The organism is Citricoccus muralis, assembly GCF_029637705.1.
In the GTDB taxonomy this organism is placed as follows: domain Bacteria; phylum Actinomycetota; class Actinomycetes; order Actinomycetales; family Micrococcaceae; genus CmP2.
In genome coordinates this window covers 1,918,081-1,935,757 of the sequence record NZ_CP121252.1, presented here as the reverse complement: position 1 = coordinate 1,935,757, position 17,677 = coordinate 1,918,081, and the positions used below count along the sequence as shown (strand labels likewise).

Annotated in this window: 16 protein-coding genes; all 16 read left to right on the top strand. The window is 64.4% G+C overall.

Annotated elements, in window-relative coordinates:
* Positions 1-19 precede the first annotated feature (19 nt).
* The 16 genes from P8192_RS08795 to P8192_RS08720 all read left to right on the top strand — a co-directional run bounded on the left by P8192_RS08795 (position 20) and on the right by P8192_RS08720 (position 17,676).
* Complete coding sequence (locus P8192_RS08795; RefSeq protein ID WP_278156300.1) at positions 20-1,801, top strand: peptidoglycan D,D-transpeptidase FtsI family protein; 1,782 nt, start codon at positions 20-22, stop codon at positions 1,799-1,801.
* The gene (locus P8192_RS08790) at positions 1,798-3,468 is read left to right on the top strand and encodes a Mur ligase family protein (protein WP_278156298.1); all 1,671 of its coding nucleotides are present in this window, start codon (positions 1,798-1,800) and stop codon (positions 3,466-3,468) included. Before P8192_RS08795 ends, P8192_RS08790 begins: the two co-directional genes overlap by 4 nt.
* A complete protein-coding gene (locus tag P8192_RS08785; protein WP_278156296.1) occupies positions 3,465-4,910 on the top strand; it encodes a UDP-N-acetylmuramoyl-tripeptide--D-alanyl-D-alanine ligase in 1,446 nt (481 codons plus the stop codon). Before P8192_RS08790 ends, P8192_RS08785 begins: the two co-directional genes overlap by 4 nt.
* Complete coding sequence (gene mraY, locus P8192_RS08780; RefSeq protein WP_270105058.1) at positions 4,907-6,010, top strand: phospho-N-acetylmuramoyl-pentapeptide-transferase; 1,104 nt, start codon at positions 4,907-4,909, stop codon at positions 6,008-6,010. The genes P8192_RS08785 and mraY overlap by 4 nt, the downstream gene beginning before the upstream one ends.
* Positions 6,007-7,521, top strand: a complete 1,515-nt coding sequence (gene murD / locus P8192_RS08775) for a UDP-N-acetylmuramoyl-L-alanine--D-glutamate ligase (RefSeq protein ID WP_278156294.1) — start codon at positions 6,007-6,009, stop codon at positions 7,519-7,521. The genes mraY and murD overlap by 4 nt, the downstream gene beginning before the upstream one ends.
* A 22-nt stretch (positions 7,522-7,543) precedes the next feature.
* Positions 7,544-8,749: a putative lipid II flippase FtsW gene (gene ftsW, locus P8192_RS08770; protein WP_278156292.1), complete on the top strand. Its 1,206-nt coding sequence runs from the start codon at positions 7,544-7,546 to the stop codon at positions 8,747-8,749.
* Complete coding sequence (gene murG / locus P8192_RS08765) at positions 8,746-9,858, top strand: undecaprenyldiphospho-muramoylpentapeptide beta-N-acetylglucosaminyltransferase (RefSeq protein ID WP_278156290.1); 1,113 nt, start codon at positions 8,746-8,748, stop codon at positions 9,856-9,858. Before ftsW ends, murG begins: the two co-directional genes overlap by 4 nt.
* Complete coding sequence (gene murC, locus P8192_RS08760) at positions 9,851-11,302, top strand: UDP-N-acetylmuramate--L-alanine ligase (protein WP_278156289.1); 1,452 nt, start codon at positions 9,851-9,853, stop codon at positions 11,300-11,302. Before murG ends, murC begins: the two co-directional genes overlap by 8 nt.
* Positions 11,299-12,141 carry a cell division protein FtsQ/DivIB gene (locus P8192_RS08755; protein ID WP_278156287.1) on the top strand — a complete coding sequence of 281 codons (843 nt, stop codon included), beginning with the start codon at positions 11,299-11,301 and terminating at the stop codon, positions 12,139-12,141. The genes murC and P8192_RS08755 overlap by 4 nt, the downstream gene beginning before the upstream one ends.
* 184 nt (positions 12,142-12,325) lie before the next feature.
* The gene (gene ftsZ / locus P8192_RS08750; RefSeq protein ID WP_278156285.1) at positions 12,326-13,513 is read left to right on the top strand and encodes a cell division protein FtsZ; all 1,188 of its coding nucleotides are present in this window, start codon (positions 12,326-12,328) and stop codon (positions 13,511-13,513) included.
* Positions 13,510-14,247: a polyphenol oxidase family protein gene (locus P8192_RS08745; RefSeq protein ID WP_278156283.1), complete on the top strand. Its 738-nt coding sequence runs from the start codon at positions 13,510-13,512 to the stop codon at positions 14,245-14,247. The genes ftsZ and P8192_RS08745 overlap by 4 nt, the downstream gene beginning before the upstream one ends.
* A gap of 81 nt (positions 14,248-14,328) precedes the next feature.
* On the top strand, positions 14,329-14,898 hold the full coding sequence (locus P8192_RS08740; RefSeq protein ID WP_278156281.1) for a cell division protein SepF: 570 nt from the start codon (positions 14,329-14,331) through the stop codon (positions 14,896-14,898).
* Between the two features lie 30 nt (positions 14,899-14,928).
* Positions 14,929-15,228 carry a YggT family protein gene (locus P8192_RS08735; RefSeq protein ID WP_278156280.1) on the top strand — a complete coding sequence of 100 codons (300 nt, stop codon included), beginning with the start codon at positions 14,929-14,931 and terminating at the stop codon, positions 15,226-15,228.
* Between the two features lie 184 nt (positions 15,229-15,412).
* Positions 15,413-16,102, top strand: a complete 690-nt coding sequence (locus P8192_RS08730) for a DivIVA domain-containing protein (protein WP_278156278.1) — start codon at positions 15,413-15,415, stop codon at positions 16,100-16,102.
* A 79-nt stretch (positions 16,103-16,181) separates the two neighbouring features.
* Complete coding sequence (gene lspA, locus P8192_RS08725) at positions 16,182-16,745, top strand: signal peptidase II (RefSeq protein ID WP_431521099.1); 564 nt, start codon at positions 16,182-16,184, stop codon at positions 16,743-16,745.
* Positions 16,735-17,676, top strand: a complete 942-nt coding sequence (locus tag P8192_RS08720) for an RluA family pseudouridine synthase (protein ID WP_270105069.1) — start codon at positions 16,735-16,737, stop codon at positions 17,674-17,676. The genes lspA and P8192_RS08720 overlap by 11 nt, the downstream gene beginning before the upstream one ends.
* Position 17,677: the final 1 nt, after the last annotated feature.

Sequence of the window (17,677 nt, the reverse complement as noted above, 5' to 3'; positions counted from 1 at the left end):
GCGGGAAAGAGGACAAGCGATGGCGGCACAGACCTCAACACCAGTCTCCCAGCGGAGGCTGCGCGTCGGGATCGCGATGGCGTTGACGCTGCTGGTGATCTTGGCGGGTCGACTCGTGTTCATCCAGGGTGTCGACGCCGCCGGCAACGCCGAGAAGGCCATGAATCAGCGCCTACGCCCCGTGGAGCTTGCACCTGAGCGCGGATCGATTCTCGACACGGAAGGTCGGGTTCTCGCCGAATCGGTGCAGCGCTACGATCTGGTGGTGGACCAGCGGCTGGTCAAGGACTACACCGTCTGGAACAACGAAAAGGGCGGCTTCGACGACGTCGAATTGGACGACGCACTGGCCGAACTCTCCGAGGTCCTCAATATCGAGGTCTCCGAACTGCGCGCCCTGATGGTGGGCGACCGTCCCTATCGTGTGGTCACCCGTAACGTCACTCCCGCGGTAAAAAACGACGCCATGGCGATCAAAATCCCCGGACTGATCAGCCAGCAGGTCAGTGAACGCACGTACCCCAACGGTGCCATCGCCGGTTCCATCCTGGGATTCCTCGGATCCGAGGGCGAGCCTCTGGAAGGTCTCGAACTGAGTCAGAACGAGCACCTCACCGGAACCGCAGGGGAGCGGCTCTTCGAGATCTCCGCCGACGGAGTGCGCATTCCCAACGCCTCCTTCTCAGAGACCCCCGCCGTCAACGGGCAGGACCTGCAGCTCACCATCGACCAGGACGTCCAGTGGTTCGCCCAGGAAGCCATCGCCGCCAAAGCGAACGAATACAACGCCGAATGGGCCGCGATGACGGTGCTCGAAGCGAAGACCGGCGACATTGTCGCGATGGCCGATTCCACCACGGTGGATCCTGCCCAGCCGAACGAGACCGACTCCAAATTCTGGCGGCCGCTATCCGTTACCCAGGCTTTCGAACCCGGTTCGACCGGCAAAATCCCCACCTTCGCCATGGCGTTGGAAGAAGGATCGGTGACGCCGGAACAGGGCTGGACCGTGCCCAACTCGGAAGAATTCAGCGGGCAGATCATCAACGACTCGATGGAGCACTCCACCTACGACATGACCACCGCCGGTATCTTTGCCCGGTCGTACAACACCGGAACCGTGCAGGTGGCGCTCACCCAGGACAAAGAGACCCGACACGAGTACCTCGAGCGCTTCGGAATTGGCTCCGCCATTGGCATCGGACTGCCCTACGCGGCCTCCGGCACCCTCGCTGACTGGGAAGACTGGGACGGCCGCCAGCAGTTCACCACCACCTTCGGTCAGGGCTACTCCCAGACCGTGTTGCACACCGCCCAGATGACTCAGGCCATCGCCAACGGCGGTGTCATGAACTCGCCGCGGCTCATCAAAGCGCTCCTAGACGAAGACGGTACCGAACACGAAGTCGAGCCGGAAGAGGGCACCCGGGTGATCTCCGAGGAGACCGCGGCGGAGATGCTGAAGCTGATGGAAGGCGTCGTCGACCACGGAACCGCCCAGCCAGCACAGATCGCTGGATACCGGGTGGGCGGTAAAACCGGTACCGGGCAGGCTGCTGGGGTGGGCGGCTACGACGGGCACACCACCTCGTTCACCATGGTCGCCCCGCTCGATGACCCGGAATACATCGTCACCGTCTCCGTCTACCGTCCCCAAGGCAACTGGCGGGACTGGAAAGTCACCGACACTGCCTCCCAGGTGATGTCGTACGTGCTGAACAAGTACAACGTGCCCCCGAACGACGCCGAGTCCGAAAGCTACGACGCCTTCACCGAAGACCCACAGAAGAGGGCCTGGTGAACGTGCGGAGCGGGTTCCGCCCCGCACAGGTCGCCCCGGTCAGCGTGACCGAGCTGGCCGAACATCTCGACGCCGAGGGCTACCCGGCACAGCGCGTCGGCCCCGAGGACGCGCACGTCACCGGCATCGCCATGGATTCGCGCAAGGTCATCGACGGGGACCTGTACGTCGGGGTGAGCGGCGCCCAGCATCACGGTGCCGACTATGCCCGCGTGGCGGCAGCATCGGGCGCCCGGGCGGTCCTCACTGATGCCCGGGGTGCCGCCCGACTCGCCGCCGACGGCGTGGGGTTGCCCGCGATTGTGGTAACCGATGTGCGAGGAGCCCTCGGTGCGGCGTCGTCGAGAATCTACCGCAGCGACGACGCAGCCCAGCTCTACGGGGTGACGGGCACCAACGGAAAGACCACCACCACTTACTTCATGCGCGCCCTGCTGGATAAAACCCAGCACACCGGGCTGATCGGCACCATCGAGATCCGCGCGAAAGAACGAGTGGTCCCCTCCGAGTTCACCACCCCGGAAGCCCCCGAACTTCACGCACTGCTGATGTCCATGCAACAGGATGGCATCAGCGCGGTAGCCATGGAGGTCTCCTCACACTCCATTAGTTATCGGCGGATTGCCGGACTGCGCTACCACGTGGCCGGATTCACCAATCTGACCCAGGACCACCTGGACCTGCACGGATCCATGCAGGAATACTTCGAGACCAAAGCCGCGCTGTTCGACCCGCAACGCTGCGACACCGCCGTCATCACTCTGAACGCGACCGACGAACCCGAGCATTGGGGCGAGAAGATGGCCCGCCACGCTGCCGAACAGGGCACCGAAACGATCACCCTGGACCTGGGGCCGGTGGCGGCACGGGCCTGCGAGGGTGAGGCCGACTGGACGCTCACCGAGCTCACCCCGCACGGGCTCGGCCACCGCTTCACCCTGCGCCACCACGATGGCACCGAGGTGCGCAGCAGCGTCGGACTGCCCGGAGAGTTCAATGTGGCTAACGCCGCGCTGGCAGCCCTGATGGTGCTGCACGGAAGCCCCCGCCAGGAATGGGGTCCGCTGCTGGACGCCCTCGCCGTCGAGCCAGGGCCCTTCGACAACGCTGTGCCCGGACGTATGGAAGTCGTCTCGAAACGACCCGCGGGCATCGTCGACTTCGCTCACAACGCCGATGGCCTGGCCCAGGCGCTGAAATCGGTGCGCGGAGACGGGCGCACCATCCTCGTTTTCGGGGCCACCGGGGAACGCGACGTCAGCAAGCGGCCCATCATGGGCGCGGTGGCAGCCCGGGGCGCCGATGTGATCATCGTGACCGACGATGACCCCCACCACGAGGACCCCGCCCCGATCCGCCAGCAAGTCAGGGCCGGTGCGATCGAGGTACAGCAGGAACTGACTGCCATCGGAGAGCGTCACATCGAGGTGCTCGAAATCGCCCCGCGCGCTGAGGCGATCGAGGCTGCAGTAGCCATGGCCGACGCCGACGATGTGATTCTCGTCGCCGGACGAGGTCACGAGACCATCCAAGACGTCGCCGGGGATCCGGTCCCGCTGGATGATCGTGTCGAGCTGCGTCGTGCCTTGTCACATCACGGATGGATCACGACGCCTCCGGCCTCCACCACCACCGGCCCCGATGACGGTATTCTCAACAAGTCATGATTGAACTCAACGCAGCCCAGATCGCCGACGCCACCGGTGGCCGTCTCGAAGCGGACCCCGGCATCGTGGTGACCTCGGCGACCACGGATTCGCGTGAAGTCACCGCCGGCACCTTGTTCCTGGCGAAACCGGGTGAGCACGCCGACGGACACGATTTCATCAACGCCGCCCGCACCGCCGGAGCCACCCTGGTGCTGACCCAGCGCCCCACCGACGCGCCCCACATTCTGGTTGACGACGTCGTCACCGCCATGGGCCTGCTCGCTGCGGACGTCGTACGCCGTATCCGGGCACATTCACCCACCACCGTCATCGGTATCACCGGTTCCGCCGGCAAGACCACTACCAAAGACCTGCTGGCTACGCTGCTGTCCACCCAGGGTCCCACCATCGCACCGCGTGGCTCCTACAACGGAGAAGTCGGGGTGCCCCTCACCGTTTTCGGTGCCGCCCTGGACACCCGTTACCTCATCGTCGAAATGGGGGCCGATCACGTCGGAAACATCGCCGCACTCGCGGAGATGGTCCGACCCGACATCGGCGTCGTGCTCATGGTCGGCACCGCCCACGCCGGTAGCTTTGGCGGGGTCGACAACATCGCGCGCACCAAGGGCGAGCTCGTTGAAGCGCTGCCCTCCAACGGGGTGGCTGTGCTCAACCGCGACGACTCCGCCGTCGCCGCCATGCAGTCTCGGTCTTCCGCACCGGTCAGTTGGTTCACCACCTCCACGCTGAACCACCTCGACCCGAACCTGGCCGCGGGCAGCTTCCTCATCGAGACCCACGCGCTGCACACCGATGAGATGGAACACCCCGTCTGCGAGCTTCGCCTGCACCAGAACGAGGATGTTTCCGGTGCCCCGGTTCGCTCCCAGCTGGTCGGCATTCATCACGCCGCCAACGTCGCCGCCGCTGCCGCGGCCGCCCACGCCGTCGGCATGCCGCTGGAGGCCATCGCCGAAACGCTCTCGACCGCCGGTGCTAGCTCCGCTCACCGAATGGCCCGCACCGATCGCGCTGACGGCATCACCGTCATTGACGACGCCTACAACGCCAACCCAGAGTCCATGCGGGCCGGCCTGAAAACCCTGGCCATGCTCGGTCGCAACACCGGACGCCGCACCTGGGCGGTGCTGGGGGAGATGTTGGAACTCGGCGACGCTCACTCCCGCGAACACATCCTGCTCGGCGAAACTGTCGTCCGCCTCAATATTGACCAGCTCGTCGTCGTCGGTGATGGTGCCCGCGCGCTTTACACGGGTGCAGTCATGGAAGGCTCCTGGGGGGACGAAGCCGAGCATGTGCGCAGCCTCGATGAGGCGAAAGCACTGCTGGATGACCGGCTCGCACCCGGCGATATCGTTTTCCTGAAGGGCTCGCACTCAACCGGGGTCTGGAAGCTGGCCGACCACCTCACCGCACCGCAGGAGGAAACCTCATGATCGGACTGCTGATCGGCGCCGTCATGGCGCTCGTGCTCACCATGGTGGGCACGCCGCTGTTCATCCGCCTGCTTGTGAAGAAGGGCTACGGCCAGTTCATTCGCGACGACGGCCCCACCACGCACAAGACGAAGCGTGGCACCCCCACCATGGGCGGCGCCGTCATCGTACTCACCATGGTCGTCGTCTACTTCCTGACACACCTGATCATGTCCGCGATGGGACTGGCCAACCCCGGCCCCACCGCCACCGGCCTGTTGTTGCTGATGCTGACCGCCGGTATGGGGCTGGTCGGCTTCCTGGACGACTTCACCAAGATCTCCAAGCAGCGCTCTCTAGGTCTGACTGCCTGGGCGAAAATCGTGCTGCAGGCGGTCGTCGGTATCACCTTCGCCGTGCTCGCCCTGAACTTCCCCGACAGTAACGGGCTCACCCCGGCCTCCACCGCGATCTCCTTCGTCCGCGACACCCCCATCGACCTGGCCTTCGCCGGGCCAGTGTTGGGCATGATTCTGTTCGTCATCTGGTCCAACCTGATCACCACAGCGACGACGAACGCCGTGAACCTCACCGACGGCCTCGACGGTCTCGCCACCGGTGCCACCGCCATGGTGACGGCCGCCTTCGGTCTGATCTCCCTGTTCCAGCTGAATCAGATGTGCGGCACCGCCGGAGCCGACGCCGGGTGCTACGTGGTGCGCGACCCCATGGACTTGGCCCTGCTGGCCGCCATCCTCACCGGTTCGCTGATCGGGTTCCTGTGGTGGAACACCTCCCCGGCCAAGATCTTCATGGGCGACACCGGCTCCCTGGCACTCGGCGGCGCTCTGGCCGGTTTCGCCATTTTCACCCGCACCGAGATCCTGCTCGTGGTGCTGGCCGGCCTCATGGTCGCCATCGCCGCCTCCGTGATCATCCAGGTCGGCTACTTTAAGCTCTCCGGTGGCAAGCGCGTGTTCCTCATGGCTCCACTGCAGCACCATTTCGAGCTCAAAGGTTGGGCGGAGGTCACCGTGGTGGTGCGCTTCTGGCTCATCGGCCTGGTCTGCGTGATGGCCGGCATCGCCCTGTTCTACGGTGAGTGGGTGCTGCACCAGTGACCGCAGTTCCCGCCGCCACCGGAACCAACCTCGACCACTTGACCAGCTGGGATGCCGACTGGTCCGGACTGCAGGTGCTGGTCACCGGCCTGGGCGTCACCGGATTCTCGGTGGCCGACACCCTGGCCGAACTCGGCGCCGTCGTCACCGTCGTCGACGGCAACGAAGGTCCGGAAAACCAAGCGAAAGCAGACACCCTGCGGATCCTGGGCTGCACCGTGCGTCTCGGCCCCGAAGCCGTCGCCGGTCTGGCCAGTGCCGTCGAAGCACCACTGGACCTGGTGGTGACCTCGCCCGGCTGGCGTCCCGATCAGCCGGTGCTGCGCGAAGCCGCCGATCTCGGTATCCCGATTTGGGGCGACGTCGAACTGGCCTGGCGGGTGCGCACGCGTGGGGGCAAGAAGACCGCCGAATGGATCGTGCTCACCGGAACCAACGGCAAGACCACCACCGTCACCATGGTCGAGTCCATGCTCCGCGCCGCGGGCCTCGAGGCCGTGGCCTGCGGTAATGTCGGCACTCCCTTGCTGGACGCCCTGCGCCGTCCGGAACCCTACGATGTGCTGGCGGTCGAGCTCTCCAGCTTCCAGCTGCACTGGACCCACCACATCGAACCCACCGCCTCCGCGGTGCTCAACCTGGCCGAAGACCACGTGGACTGGCACGGCAGCTTCGAGGCCTACGCCGCGGACAAGGCCAAAATCTACGAACACACCCGGCTGGCCTGCGTCTTCAACGAGCAGGAGCCCGTGACCATGCGCATGGTGGAAAACGCCGATGTGCAAGAGGGATGCCGGGCCATCTCCTTCACGACCGACACTCCGAGACGCTCCATGGTCGGGGTGGTTGACGATCTGCTGGTGGACCGAGCCTATATTCGAGACCGCGCGAGCCAGGCCCTAGAACTGGCCAGCATCGCCGACATCGGAACCCTGGCGCCACGACATCAGGTCGCCAATGCGCTGGCCGCGGCCGCCCTGGTGCGCGCCCTCGATGTGCCCGCTGAGGCCGTGCGTGAAGGGCTGCGCCATTACGACGGCGGAGACCACCGGCTGCAGCTCGTCGCCAAAGCGGATGATGTGCTGTGGATCAACGATTCGAAAGCCACGAACCCGCACGCAGCCGCTGCCGCACTCGGGTCCTTCACCTCTGTGGTCTGGATTGCCGGCGGATTGCCGAAGGGCGTGGACTACAACCCGCTCATCCAGGCACACGGACATCGGTTGCGCGCCGTCGTGCTCATCGGCCGAGACTCCTCAGAATTGGCTGAGAGCCTGGCACGACACGCACCGCAGATCCCCGTGGAGTCTGCGCAGGTGGGAGACACTGAGGACGGATCAGCGGCGATGGAGTCTGCCGTGCGACAAGCCGACGCCCTCACCGTGCCCGGCGACGTTGTCTTGCTGGCACCCGCAGCGGCGTCCATGGACCAATTCAGGTCCTATGCGCACCGCGGGGAGACATTCATCGATGCCGTCGCCCGCCTCATGGAGACCAAAGACCTGACCTGAACCAGCCTACGAAGGAGCGCATATGACCAGCACGCGCCAGCGGTGGTGGCACAGGCTCTGGGGCTGGCTCGAAGGGGCGCAGGCGTCACGCACCTCTTACTTCCTCATCGTCGCGTCCACGCTGGCGCTGACGGCGATCGGGGTGATCATGGTGCTCTCGGCCTCCTCGGTCGAGAACATTGGCGGCCAGGGCTCGTATGCCTCGCTGACCAGCCAGGGCGTCTACGCCGTCGTCGGATTGGTCATGATGTTCTGGCTGAGCCGCTGGAGACCCGATACGCTGCGACGCTATTCCTGGATTCTCGTTATCGCGGCCATCGTGCTACTGGTGTTGGTGTTCACACCCCTGGGGCGAGAAATCAACGGTAACCGGAATTGGATCTTCATCGGCGGCTTCTCGTTCCAGCCTTCCGAAGCGGCAAAACTTGCGCTGGCGGTCTGGGGCGCCCACATCCTGGCTGTCAAAGAGAGGCTACTCACCAGTTTCTGGCACACCGTGATTCCCCTGGTCCCCGTGGGCGTACTCATCGTGTTGCTGGTGCTGCTCGGCAAAGACCTCGGCACCGTGCTGGTGCTGCTTACCGTGCTCGCCGCGCTGCTATTCACCTCCGGATTCCGATTGCGCTATCTCTTCGCCGGAGGAGCGGTCGGCCTGGTGGCCGTGGCTGCAGCCACACTCACCTCCGAAAACCGGCGCGTGCGTATTGACGCCTGGATGGGGCAGTGCGATCACGTCACCGATCCCTGCTACCAGTACGAGCACGGCATCTACGCGCTGGCCACCGGCGGCTGGTGGGGCGCCGGACTCGGACAATCACGCCAAAAATGGTCCTATATCCCGGAAGCTGAAAACGACTTCATCTTCACGATTCTGGGGGAGGAGCTCGGCCTGATCGGGGCGCTGCTCGTCATCGGACTCTTCGTGGCGCTGACCATCGGCTTGTTCCGGGTGGCCTACCGCGCGGACAACCTCTTCGTGCGCGTGTGCACCGGAGCCATCATGGCGTGGCTGATCGGGCAGGCGTTCCTCAACATCGCCATGGTCACCGGGCTGCTACCGGTGATCGGCGTGCCCTTGCCCTTCATCTCTGCGGGTGGTTCGGCCTTGATGATGGCTCTCATGGCGGTAGGCGTGGTGCTCAGTTTCGCCCGCGACGAGCGCCGTCGCGCACTCGAAAGTGAATCCACACCCTCGACAACGACTCCGAAAAAAGGCACGGTGGCATGATGACAACCCTCCACGTGGTGATGGCCGGAGGCGGCACCGCCGGGCATATCTCCCCGATGATCGCCATGGCGCGTGCCCTCGAACGCGCAGGCGACGTCGAGATCACGATGGTCGGCACCGCCAGCGGCATGGAAACGGACCTCGTGCCCGCTGCCGGGTACCCGTTAGTCACCATTGACCGTGTGCCGATGCCCCGGCGTCCCAACCTGGACCTGGCCCGGCTTCCCTGGCGGTTGCGCACCGCCATCCGGCAAGCCCAGGACATCCTCCGGGCAGCGAACGCCGACGTCGTGGTGGGCGTGGGCGGGTACGTGTCGACGCCGGTCTACTTAGCAGCCCGTCGCATGGGCATCCCCGTCGTCGTGCACGAAGCCAACGTGCGCGCCGGACTCGCCAATCGCATCGGTGCCCGTCGCGCTGCGGCAGTTGGCACCGCCTTTGCCCGCACCCGTCTGCCCGGCGCTCAGCACGTTGGCATGCCGATGCGCACCCAGATCAGCCAGTTGGATCGCTCACCCGCAGCCCGTGCGGAGGCACGTTCTGCCCTGGGGCTGGATCCGGAACGCACCACCCTGGTGGTCACCGGGGGGTCCTCCGGCGCGCTGACCGTGAACCGGGCCATTACCGGTGCGCTGAGCGAACTGCTGGAACACGCCCAGATTCTGCACCTCACCGGCCGCGGCAAGACCGTGCTGAACGACGACGGCGAACCCCTCACCGCCCCCGGCTATCACCAGCGGGAGTACGTGGACGGGCTGGAACAGGTCTACGCCGCGGCGGATCTGGTGATTGCCCGTGCCGGGGCCGGCACCGTCTGCGAGATCGCCGCCGCCGGGCTCGCCTCCATCCTCGTACCCCTGCCGATCGGCAACGGCGAACAGGCCCATAACGCCCAGGATCTGGTTCAGGCCGGGGCGGCCATCATGGTGGACGATGCCGTCTTCACCGCCTCCTGGGTGCGAGATCACTTGCCCGCCGTGTTGGGAGACCCTGCCCGTGTCGATAAGATGGCTCAGGCTGCGCATGCCCTGGGCATCAGGAATGCCGATGACACCATGGCGCAGCTGATCAAGGACGCGGCCACAACACGAGGGGGACAGCATGGCTGAGGGATCAATTTCTGCCTCCGACCTGGGTGATCTTCGTCATGTGCACCTGCTGGGTATTGGTGGCGTCGGCGTCTCCGGCATCGCTCGAATCATGGCCGCTCAGGGCCTCACCGTCTCCGGCACGGACGCCAAAGACCTCCCGATCCTCACTGAACTGTCCGCCCTGGGCGTGACCACGGCGGTGGGCTACGACGCCGAGAACCTGTCCCGCGCCGAAGCGGCCACGAACACCACCATCGACGCCGTCATCGCCTCCTCCATTGCTGGGGCCGGCAACCCCGAATACGACGCCGCCGTAAACCGGGGGATCCCGGTCTTTCACCGCTCCCAAGGGTTGGCCCACACCATGGCCGGACACCGCGTGCTGGCCGTGGCAGGCACGCACGGCAAGACCACCACCTCGTCCATGGCAGCGATGGCGTTCACCCACGCCGACGCGGATCCCACCTTCGCCGTAGGTGCGGCTGTCGCCGGACTCGGGGTGAATGCCGCCTCCGGTGTTGGCGATTGGTTCATCGCCGAGGCGGATGAGTCCGACGGCACGCTGCTCAATTACCGTCCCGAGATTTCGATCATCACCAATGTCGAGCCCGACCACCTTGACCATTACGGCAGCCCCGAAGCGGTGCACCAGGTGTTCCGCGACTTCGCTGCCCTGACCACCGGATCCGTCATTCTGTGCGCCGATGACGACGGCGCGGCCGAACTCGCCGCCCAGTTGCGCGACCCTGACACAACGACGGTGCAGACCGACGCGCAGGTGCTCACCTACGGCCAGTCCGATGGCGCTGATCTGCAGCTGATCACGCTGCAGCCGCGTGAGGCCGGCCAAGAACTTACCGTGCGCTACCGCGAACAGTCCTACACCGTCATGCTCCAGGTGCCCGGATTGCACAACGCGCTCAACGCCCTGGCCGTGCTGCTCGCTGCACTCACTGCCGGACTCGACGCCGCAGCGATCATTGCCGGACTGGAACGATTCCGCGGCACCGCCCGCCGGTTCGAAGCACACGGCGAAGTCAACGGCATCCGCGTGATTGACGACTATGCCCATCACCCCACCGAGGTGCGGGCGGCCATCCGAGCCGCCCACTCGGTTGCTGCCGGAGCGCGCGTCCACGTCATCTTCCAGCCCCACCTGTTCAGTCGTACCCGCGACTTCGCCGATGATTTCGCGGAGGCGCTGTCCGAGGCCGACACAGCCCGGGTTCTCGAGATCTACCCCGCGCGTGAAACACCGCTTCCCGGGATCACCTCCCGGATCATCTCCGAGCAACTGCCGCAACGCTATCCGCTCGGCCGTGAAGTGGCCACCCCCGACGCCGCCATCGCCTCAGTGCGCACGGTGGCCGCCCCCGGGGACATCATCCTGACCATGGGTGCCGGCGACGTGAACCAACTGGCCCCCCGCATTGTCGATTCGCTCGGCGATGGGACAGCATGACCCATCGCAGCGACACGGGCACGTCCCGTCGGCGCTCAGAGCCGATCACCGCCACCGCTTCCGGCCTGGTCCAACCACGGGGTCCGGAGGTCGTGTCCTTCCCAGAAACCGAGCGCGAACGTCGTCGTCGGCTGCGGCGCAAGGGATATTGGGCCGGTGGCATCGTGGTGTTGCTCTTGGCGGTGCTAGCCGCCGTGGTGTACTTTTCTCCGTTGCTGGCCATCAAACATCTGCGCATTGACGGCACGGACTTGCTGCCCGTCACCCAGGCCCAGTCCATGCTGGAGCCGGTGGTCGGTCAGCCGTTGCCTCAGGTCGGAGACCACACCGTCAGCGAGCTACTGAAACAACACCCCGCCGTGGATTCGGTGACCACGCGTGCCGAACCACCGGACACCCTCGTCGTCGATGTCCACGAACACCCGCCCGTGGCCATGGCACCCACCGAGGACGACGCGGACGGCAACTCGCAATACGTGCTCTTCAACACCCACGGCACCGAATTGACCGTGCTCTCAGCGTCTGCCGCCCAGCCCTACGACCTTCCCGTAGTGTCCTCCGCGGAAGACGTCACCGATCCAGAATTGTTCAACACCATCACCGAGGTCTTGGGCGGATTGCCGGAAGATATCCTGAAGCAAGTTCGCTCGGCTTCGGGTGAAACGGTCGACTCTGTAGTGCTGAGCCTGCATAATGGTCGGACCGTGCTGTGGGGCAACGCCGAAGATTCCGAACAGAAAGCGGCAGTGCTCACCGCACTGCTCACCATCGAAGACGACCCGGAAGAACCCGTCTCGGAATACGACGTCTCCACCCCGGATCACCCCGTCACCCGATGAGATTCTGTTCACGACACGCGCGCCACGGTGGTTGGTCATTTCGGGCGCTCAACGTACCGTTTTGAGTAGTAGAACTTGAGTCGACGACAACCTTAAACCACGGGTTGAAACCTAGCGACTGCAAGGGAACCGAGCAGATTTAGCACAACGATTCAGCATCAACAGCGAGCAAGGGAATCTCATCGTGGCATCACCCCAAAACTACCTGGCCGTCATCAAGGTCGTCGGCGTCGGCGGCGGCGGCGTGAACGCGGTCAACCGCATGATCGAAGTTGGACTGCGCGGAGTCGAGTTCATCGCGATCAACACTGATGCCCAGGCACTGCTGATGTCGTCGGCGGACGTCAAGCTCGACGTCGGTCGAGAGCTGACCCGCGGCCTCGGCGCTGGAGCTGACCCTGAGGTGGGCCGCCAGGCGGCCGAAGATCACGTCACCGAGATCGAAGACGCTCTCAAGGGCGCCGACATGGTTTTCGTGACCGCAGGTGAAGGCGGCGGCACCGGTACCGGTGGCGCACCCGTTGTCGCACGCGTGGCCCGCTCCCTGGGCGCCCTGACCATCGGTGTTGTCACCCGCCCCTTTACCTTCGAGGGCCGCCGCCGCGCCACCTCGGCCGAGAACGGCATCGAGGCGCTGCGCGACGAGGTCGATACCCTGATCGTCATCCCGAACGACCGCCTGCTCTCGGTCTCCGACCGCTCCATCTCCGTAATGGAAGCCTTCGAACTGGCCGACCAGGTGCTGCTCTCCGGTGTGCAGGGCATCACCGACCTGATCACCACCGCCGGCTTAATCAACCTCGACTTCGCCGACGTGAAGTCGGTGATGCAGGGCGCCGGCTCCGCGCTCATGGGGATCGGCGCCGCGCAGGGCGAAGATCGCGCCATCAAGGCAACCGAAGCCGCTATTGCTTCGCCGTTGCTGGAAGCCTCCATCGACGGCGCCCACGGCGTGCTGCTCTCCATCCAAGGTGGCTCGGACCTCGGCCTGTTCGAGATTAACGAAGCCGCACGCATGGTCCAGGAAGTCGCTCACCCCGAAGCCAACATCATCTTCGGCGCCGTGATCTCCGACAACCTCGGAGACGAAGTGCGCGTGACTGTGATCGCCGCCGGTTTCGACGCCGTTGACCCGTTGAACGAAGCACCGGCCAAGTCCGCCGTGGCAGCCGCTCCCGCGCCGAGCACCCCCGCTCCGGCACAGCGTGTCGACGCCCCGGCGCAGGAAGCCACCCATGCTGCAGCTCCTGCAGCCCAGGATGAGCCGACCCCGCTTCCGGACACCGTTCAGGAGCCTGACGTCGCCACCGTCACCGAAACGACGCAGAGCCGTCGCCAGGACGACCTGGACGTCCCCGACTTCCTGAAGTGACCGCCACCCTGCTCGAGTACCACCACGCTGGCAACGGCGTGCACGTGGGATTTACGTCGGTTCAGACCGGCAACTTGGCCCTACACCTGGAGGGCCAGACCACTGACTCACTCGAGCAGGCGCGCACTCATCGCGCGGACTTGGAACGAGCCTTGGACCTCAGTGTCGGATCCACTGCATTTCTGCACCAGGTCCACTCGGCCACTGTCGTGGATGCCGAGGGGCTTGGTTGGGGTGAAGCGACTGCTTCTCAGACTCCGCCCGCGGCCGACGCCATGATCAGTCGGGGAGGCGGCACCCCACTGGCCATCATGGTGGCGGACTGCCTGCCGGTGGCATTTGTGACGCGCGACGGGGACACTGCGGTGGCACATGCCGGCCGAGTCGGCCTCGTCTCCGGGGTACTGGAAAGTACGCTGGAGCAGCTGGGTGTCGACCCGGTGCACATATCGGCGTGGATTGGGCCGGCTATTTGTGGGTCTTGTTATGAGGTCCCGGAGCAGATGCGTGACGACGTTGCCGGTGTGCACTCGACCGCAGCCTCCACCACATCGTGGGGCACCCCCGCCTTGAACCTACCTCGCGCCGCAGAAACACTTCTGACCAGGGTGGGAGTCCAGGTCAGTCGCAGTGCAGTCTGCACCCTAGAAGACGACCGGGTGTTCTCACACCGGAGAGCGCCGGGCCAAGGTCGATTCGCGGGACTGGTCTGGCGCGGCGACACGCCCGCATGATGCGCCAGATCTCCACGGTGTGGGCATCACCGTGAACTAGTCTCGGAATTATCCGACAGAAACGATGGATGAGGTGTTGGCATGGCTGGTGGAATGAAAAAGGCGATGATCTACTTGGGTCTCGCCGACAGCGAGGAACAGTACGAAGCAGAGCAGCGTGAGCGCGAGACCCGCAATGAAGAGCGTGCGGAGTCGGCTCCCGAAGTAGCTCCGCGCGCCACGGTCAATCGACCTAGCGACCGCGCGGCAGCACGTCAGGCTGCCTGGGACGGTGAATCATCCTCGTCTGTGGAATTGGTTGATACGGAATACCGTGCACCGGTGACCCCCATTAAGCGCGCGGCACAGGCTCGAGAGGAATCCAAGGCAGTGCACCAGCTCACCACGATCCATCCCCGGTCCTACAATGATGCCAAGCGCATTGGCGAGTCCTTCCGGAACAACATTCCGGTCATTATGAACGTGACCGATATGTCAGAGTCTGAAGCCAAGCGCCTCGTGGATTTCTCTGCAGGCCTGGTCTTCGGTTTGCGTGGCTCGATTGAGCGCGTGACCAACAAGGTCTTCTTGCTGACGCCCGCCGATGTCGAGGTCGTTACCGAAGGGCAGAACACCCCTTCGGAAGAGACCTCCTTCTTCAACCAGAACTGATCGACCACCGCTCACCGTCGGGAGTAACACGTGATTTTTGTATGGGCCACCGCCTATCTGCTGCTGATGCTGCTGCAGATGGCACTGCTCGTACGTATCGTCTTCGACGTCGTGCAGTCTTTCGCCCGTGATTGGGCGCCGCGCGGAATTCTGCTGCTCATTGCTTCGGCCGTTTACTCGATGACCGATGCGCCGTTGCGGTGGTTGCGTTCCAAGATCCCGCCATTGAACTTGGGCGGTGTGGGCATTGACGTGGCTTTCCTCATCCTCTTCGTCGTTGTCATGCTCGCCAAGTCCATTGCCCTGGTTCTGGCACAATCGTCGCTTTGATCGACACGATTCGCACCGCTCGGGCAGCGAGAGGTTCCATGCTCTCGCCGATGACCTCGACGCGGTGGTAATGTAAACACCAGATGTGCACAGCGAGACTGTTGAGACAGATTGACAGACCCTCACAACCGCACCGAAGAAATTCTGCCACCCGGCAGGGACGACCACGTTATGAGGTGACCACATGGCTCTGACGCCGGAAGATGTAGTCAACAAACGGTTCCAGGCGACCAAGTTCCGTGAAGGCTACGACCAGGATGAAGTCGACGACTTCCTTGACGAGATTGTTGTTGAGCTGCGTCGCCTGAACCAGGAGAACGACGAGCTGCGCCGCAAGGTGTCCGAGCTGCAGTCCGGCGACGGTGCTGACGCTGCGGTTCCGGCTCCGGTGTCTGCCGACGGACAGTCCGGCGAAACGGCCGCCGAAGAAGACCCAACTGAGCCCGAGGCCGAAGAAGAGGTTGTCGTCGAAGAGACCGAAGAGGTCGTCGCCGAGACCACGCAGCCCGCGCCGGTTACCGCCGCCGCTCCTGCAGCCGCTCCGGCCGCCGAAGCCGCTCACAGCGGAGACGCAAACAGTGCCGCTGGCGTTCTCGCCATGGCTCAGCGCCTGCACGACGAATACGTCGCCCAGGGTGAAGCCAAGCGCGATCAGATCATCGCAGAAGCCAAGATCGAGGCCGACAGCCTGGTCACCGACGCTCAGGAAAAGTCCCGCAAGATTCTCACCGAGCTGGAAAAGAAGAAGTCCGTCCTCGAGCGTCAGGTGGAGGAGTTGCGCGGATTCGAGCGGGACTACCGCAGCCGCCTGAAGTCCTTCATCGAAGGACAGCTACAGGACCTGGACTCCCAGGCTCAGATCGTCGATCAGTAATTAGCGGCGTCTCGGGGGGTCACGGTGCGAGCCGTGACCGACCCCGCTGTCGTCTCTGTCCCTCAATACAGGAGTTCGTGTGGAGGACCATCCTCGTCTCGCCCGGTCAGGTTGGCTGGCGCTCATTCCGTTTGTTATCGGACTGGCCGCCGATCAGATCACGAAATGGATTGTGGTCGACGCCATGACCGAAGGCGAGAAAATCGCGGTCATTCCTCCATTGTTGCACTGGCACTTCATTCGTAACCCGGGTGCCGCGTTCTCTATTGGCCAGGACTACACCTGGATCTTCACGATCCTGCAGGCTGTGGCTGCCGTGGTGGTCACGGTCCTACTGTTCAAGGTTCGTTCCAAAATCTGGGCCGTGGCGCTCGGATCCTTGCTCGCCGGTGTGCTCGGGAACCTGATCGACCGTCTCTTCCGCGAACCGGGTTTCGGCATGGGTCACGTGGTCGACTTCATAGCCCTGCCGAACTTCGCAATCTTCAATATCGCCGACTCCCTGATCGTCTGCTCGATGATCGGTATCGCCTTGCTGGTGCTCACAGGCCGGCAGCTCGATGGCTCCCGCGACACTGCCGTCACAAAAGAACCCACGCCTCACGACGACTCCGAGCCAGTCGAAAACAACAATGAACACTGAGACCTTCGACGTCGATCGCCCGGGACGTGCCGACGCCCTCGTTGCGGAGCACCTCGGGATCTCCCGCACGAAAGCGGCTCAGTGGTGCACCCTGGGCGTCGTCCGGGCGGGACCGAACTCGGATGCTCTTGAGGTCGTCGGAAAGTCAACCAAGATCGCACTAGGGTCGAGGCTCGTCATCGAGATTCCCGAAGAACCCGACCCTCTGGATGTGAAGGTGGAGATCGTGGCCGGACTCAACGTCATTGCCGATGAACATGACTACGTCGTGGTGGACAAGCCTGCCGGGGTAGCAGCACACCCATCGCCGGGCTGGTCTGGTCCCACCGTCGTGGGAGGACTGGCAGGTCTGGGATACCGCATCAGCACCTCCGGGGCCGCAGAGCGCCAAGGGATCGTGCATCGCCTGGATGTGGGCACCTCAGGTCTCATGGTGGTGGCCACCACGGAACACGCTTACACGGCGTTGAAGAACGCTTTCCGTGACCGCACGCCCAAGAAGATTTATCACACCATCGTCCAGGGCCTGCCTGACCCTCTCAACGGGACCATCGACGCCCCCATCGGACGGCATCCGGGCCACGACTGGAAATTCACGGTACTCGAGGGCGGCCGTGACTCCATTACCCATTACAAGACACTGGAGGCGTTTGGCCCGGCCACCCTCGTCGAAGTGACCTTGGAAACCGGGCGCACCCACCAGATCCGGGTCCATTTCTCGGGGATGAATCACCCGTGCATCGGCGACCTGACCTATGGTGCAGATCCCACCCAAGCTGCAGAACTGGGCCTGACCCGGCAGTGGCTTCACGCACATCAGCTGGGCTTCGAGCACCCGGGCACGGGGGAGTGGGTCGAGTACCACAGTGACTACCAACCCGATCTCTCCTACGCCTTGAGCGTGTTGCGCGGCGAGAGATTAGACTCGTAGC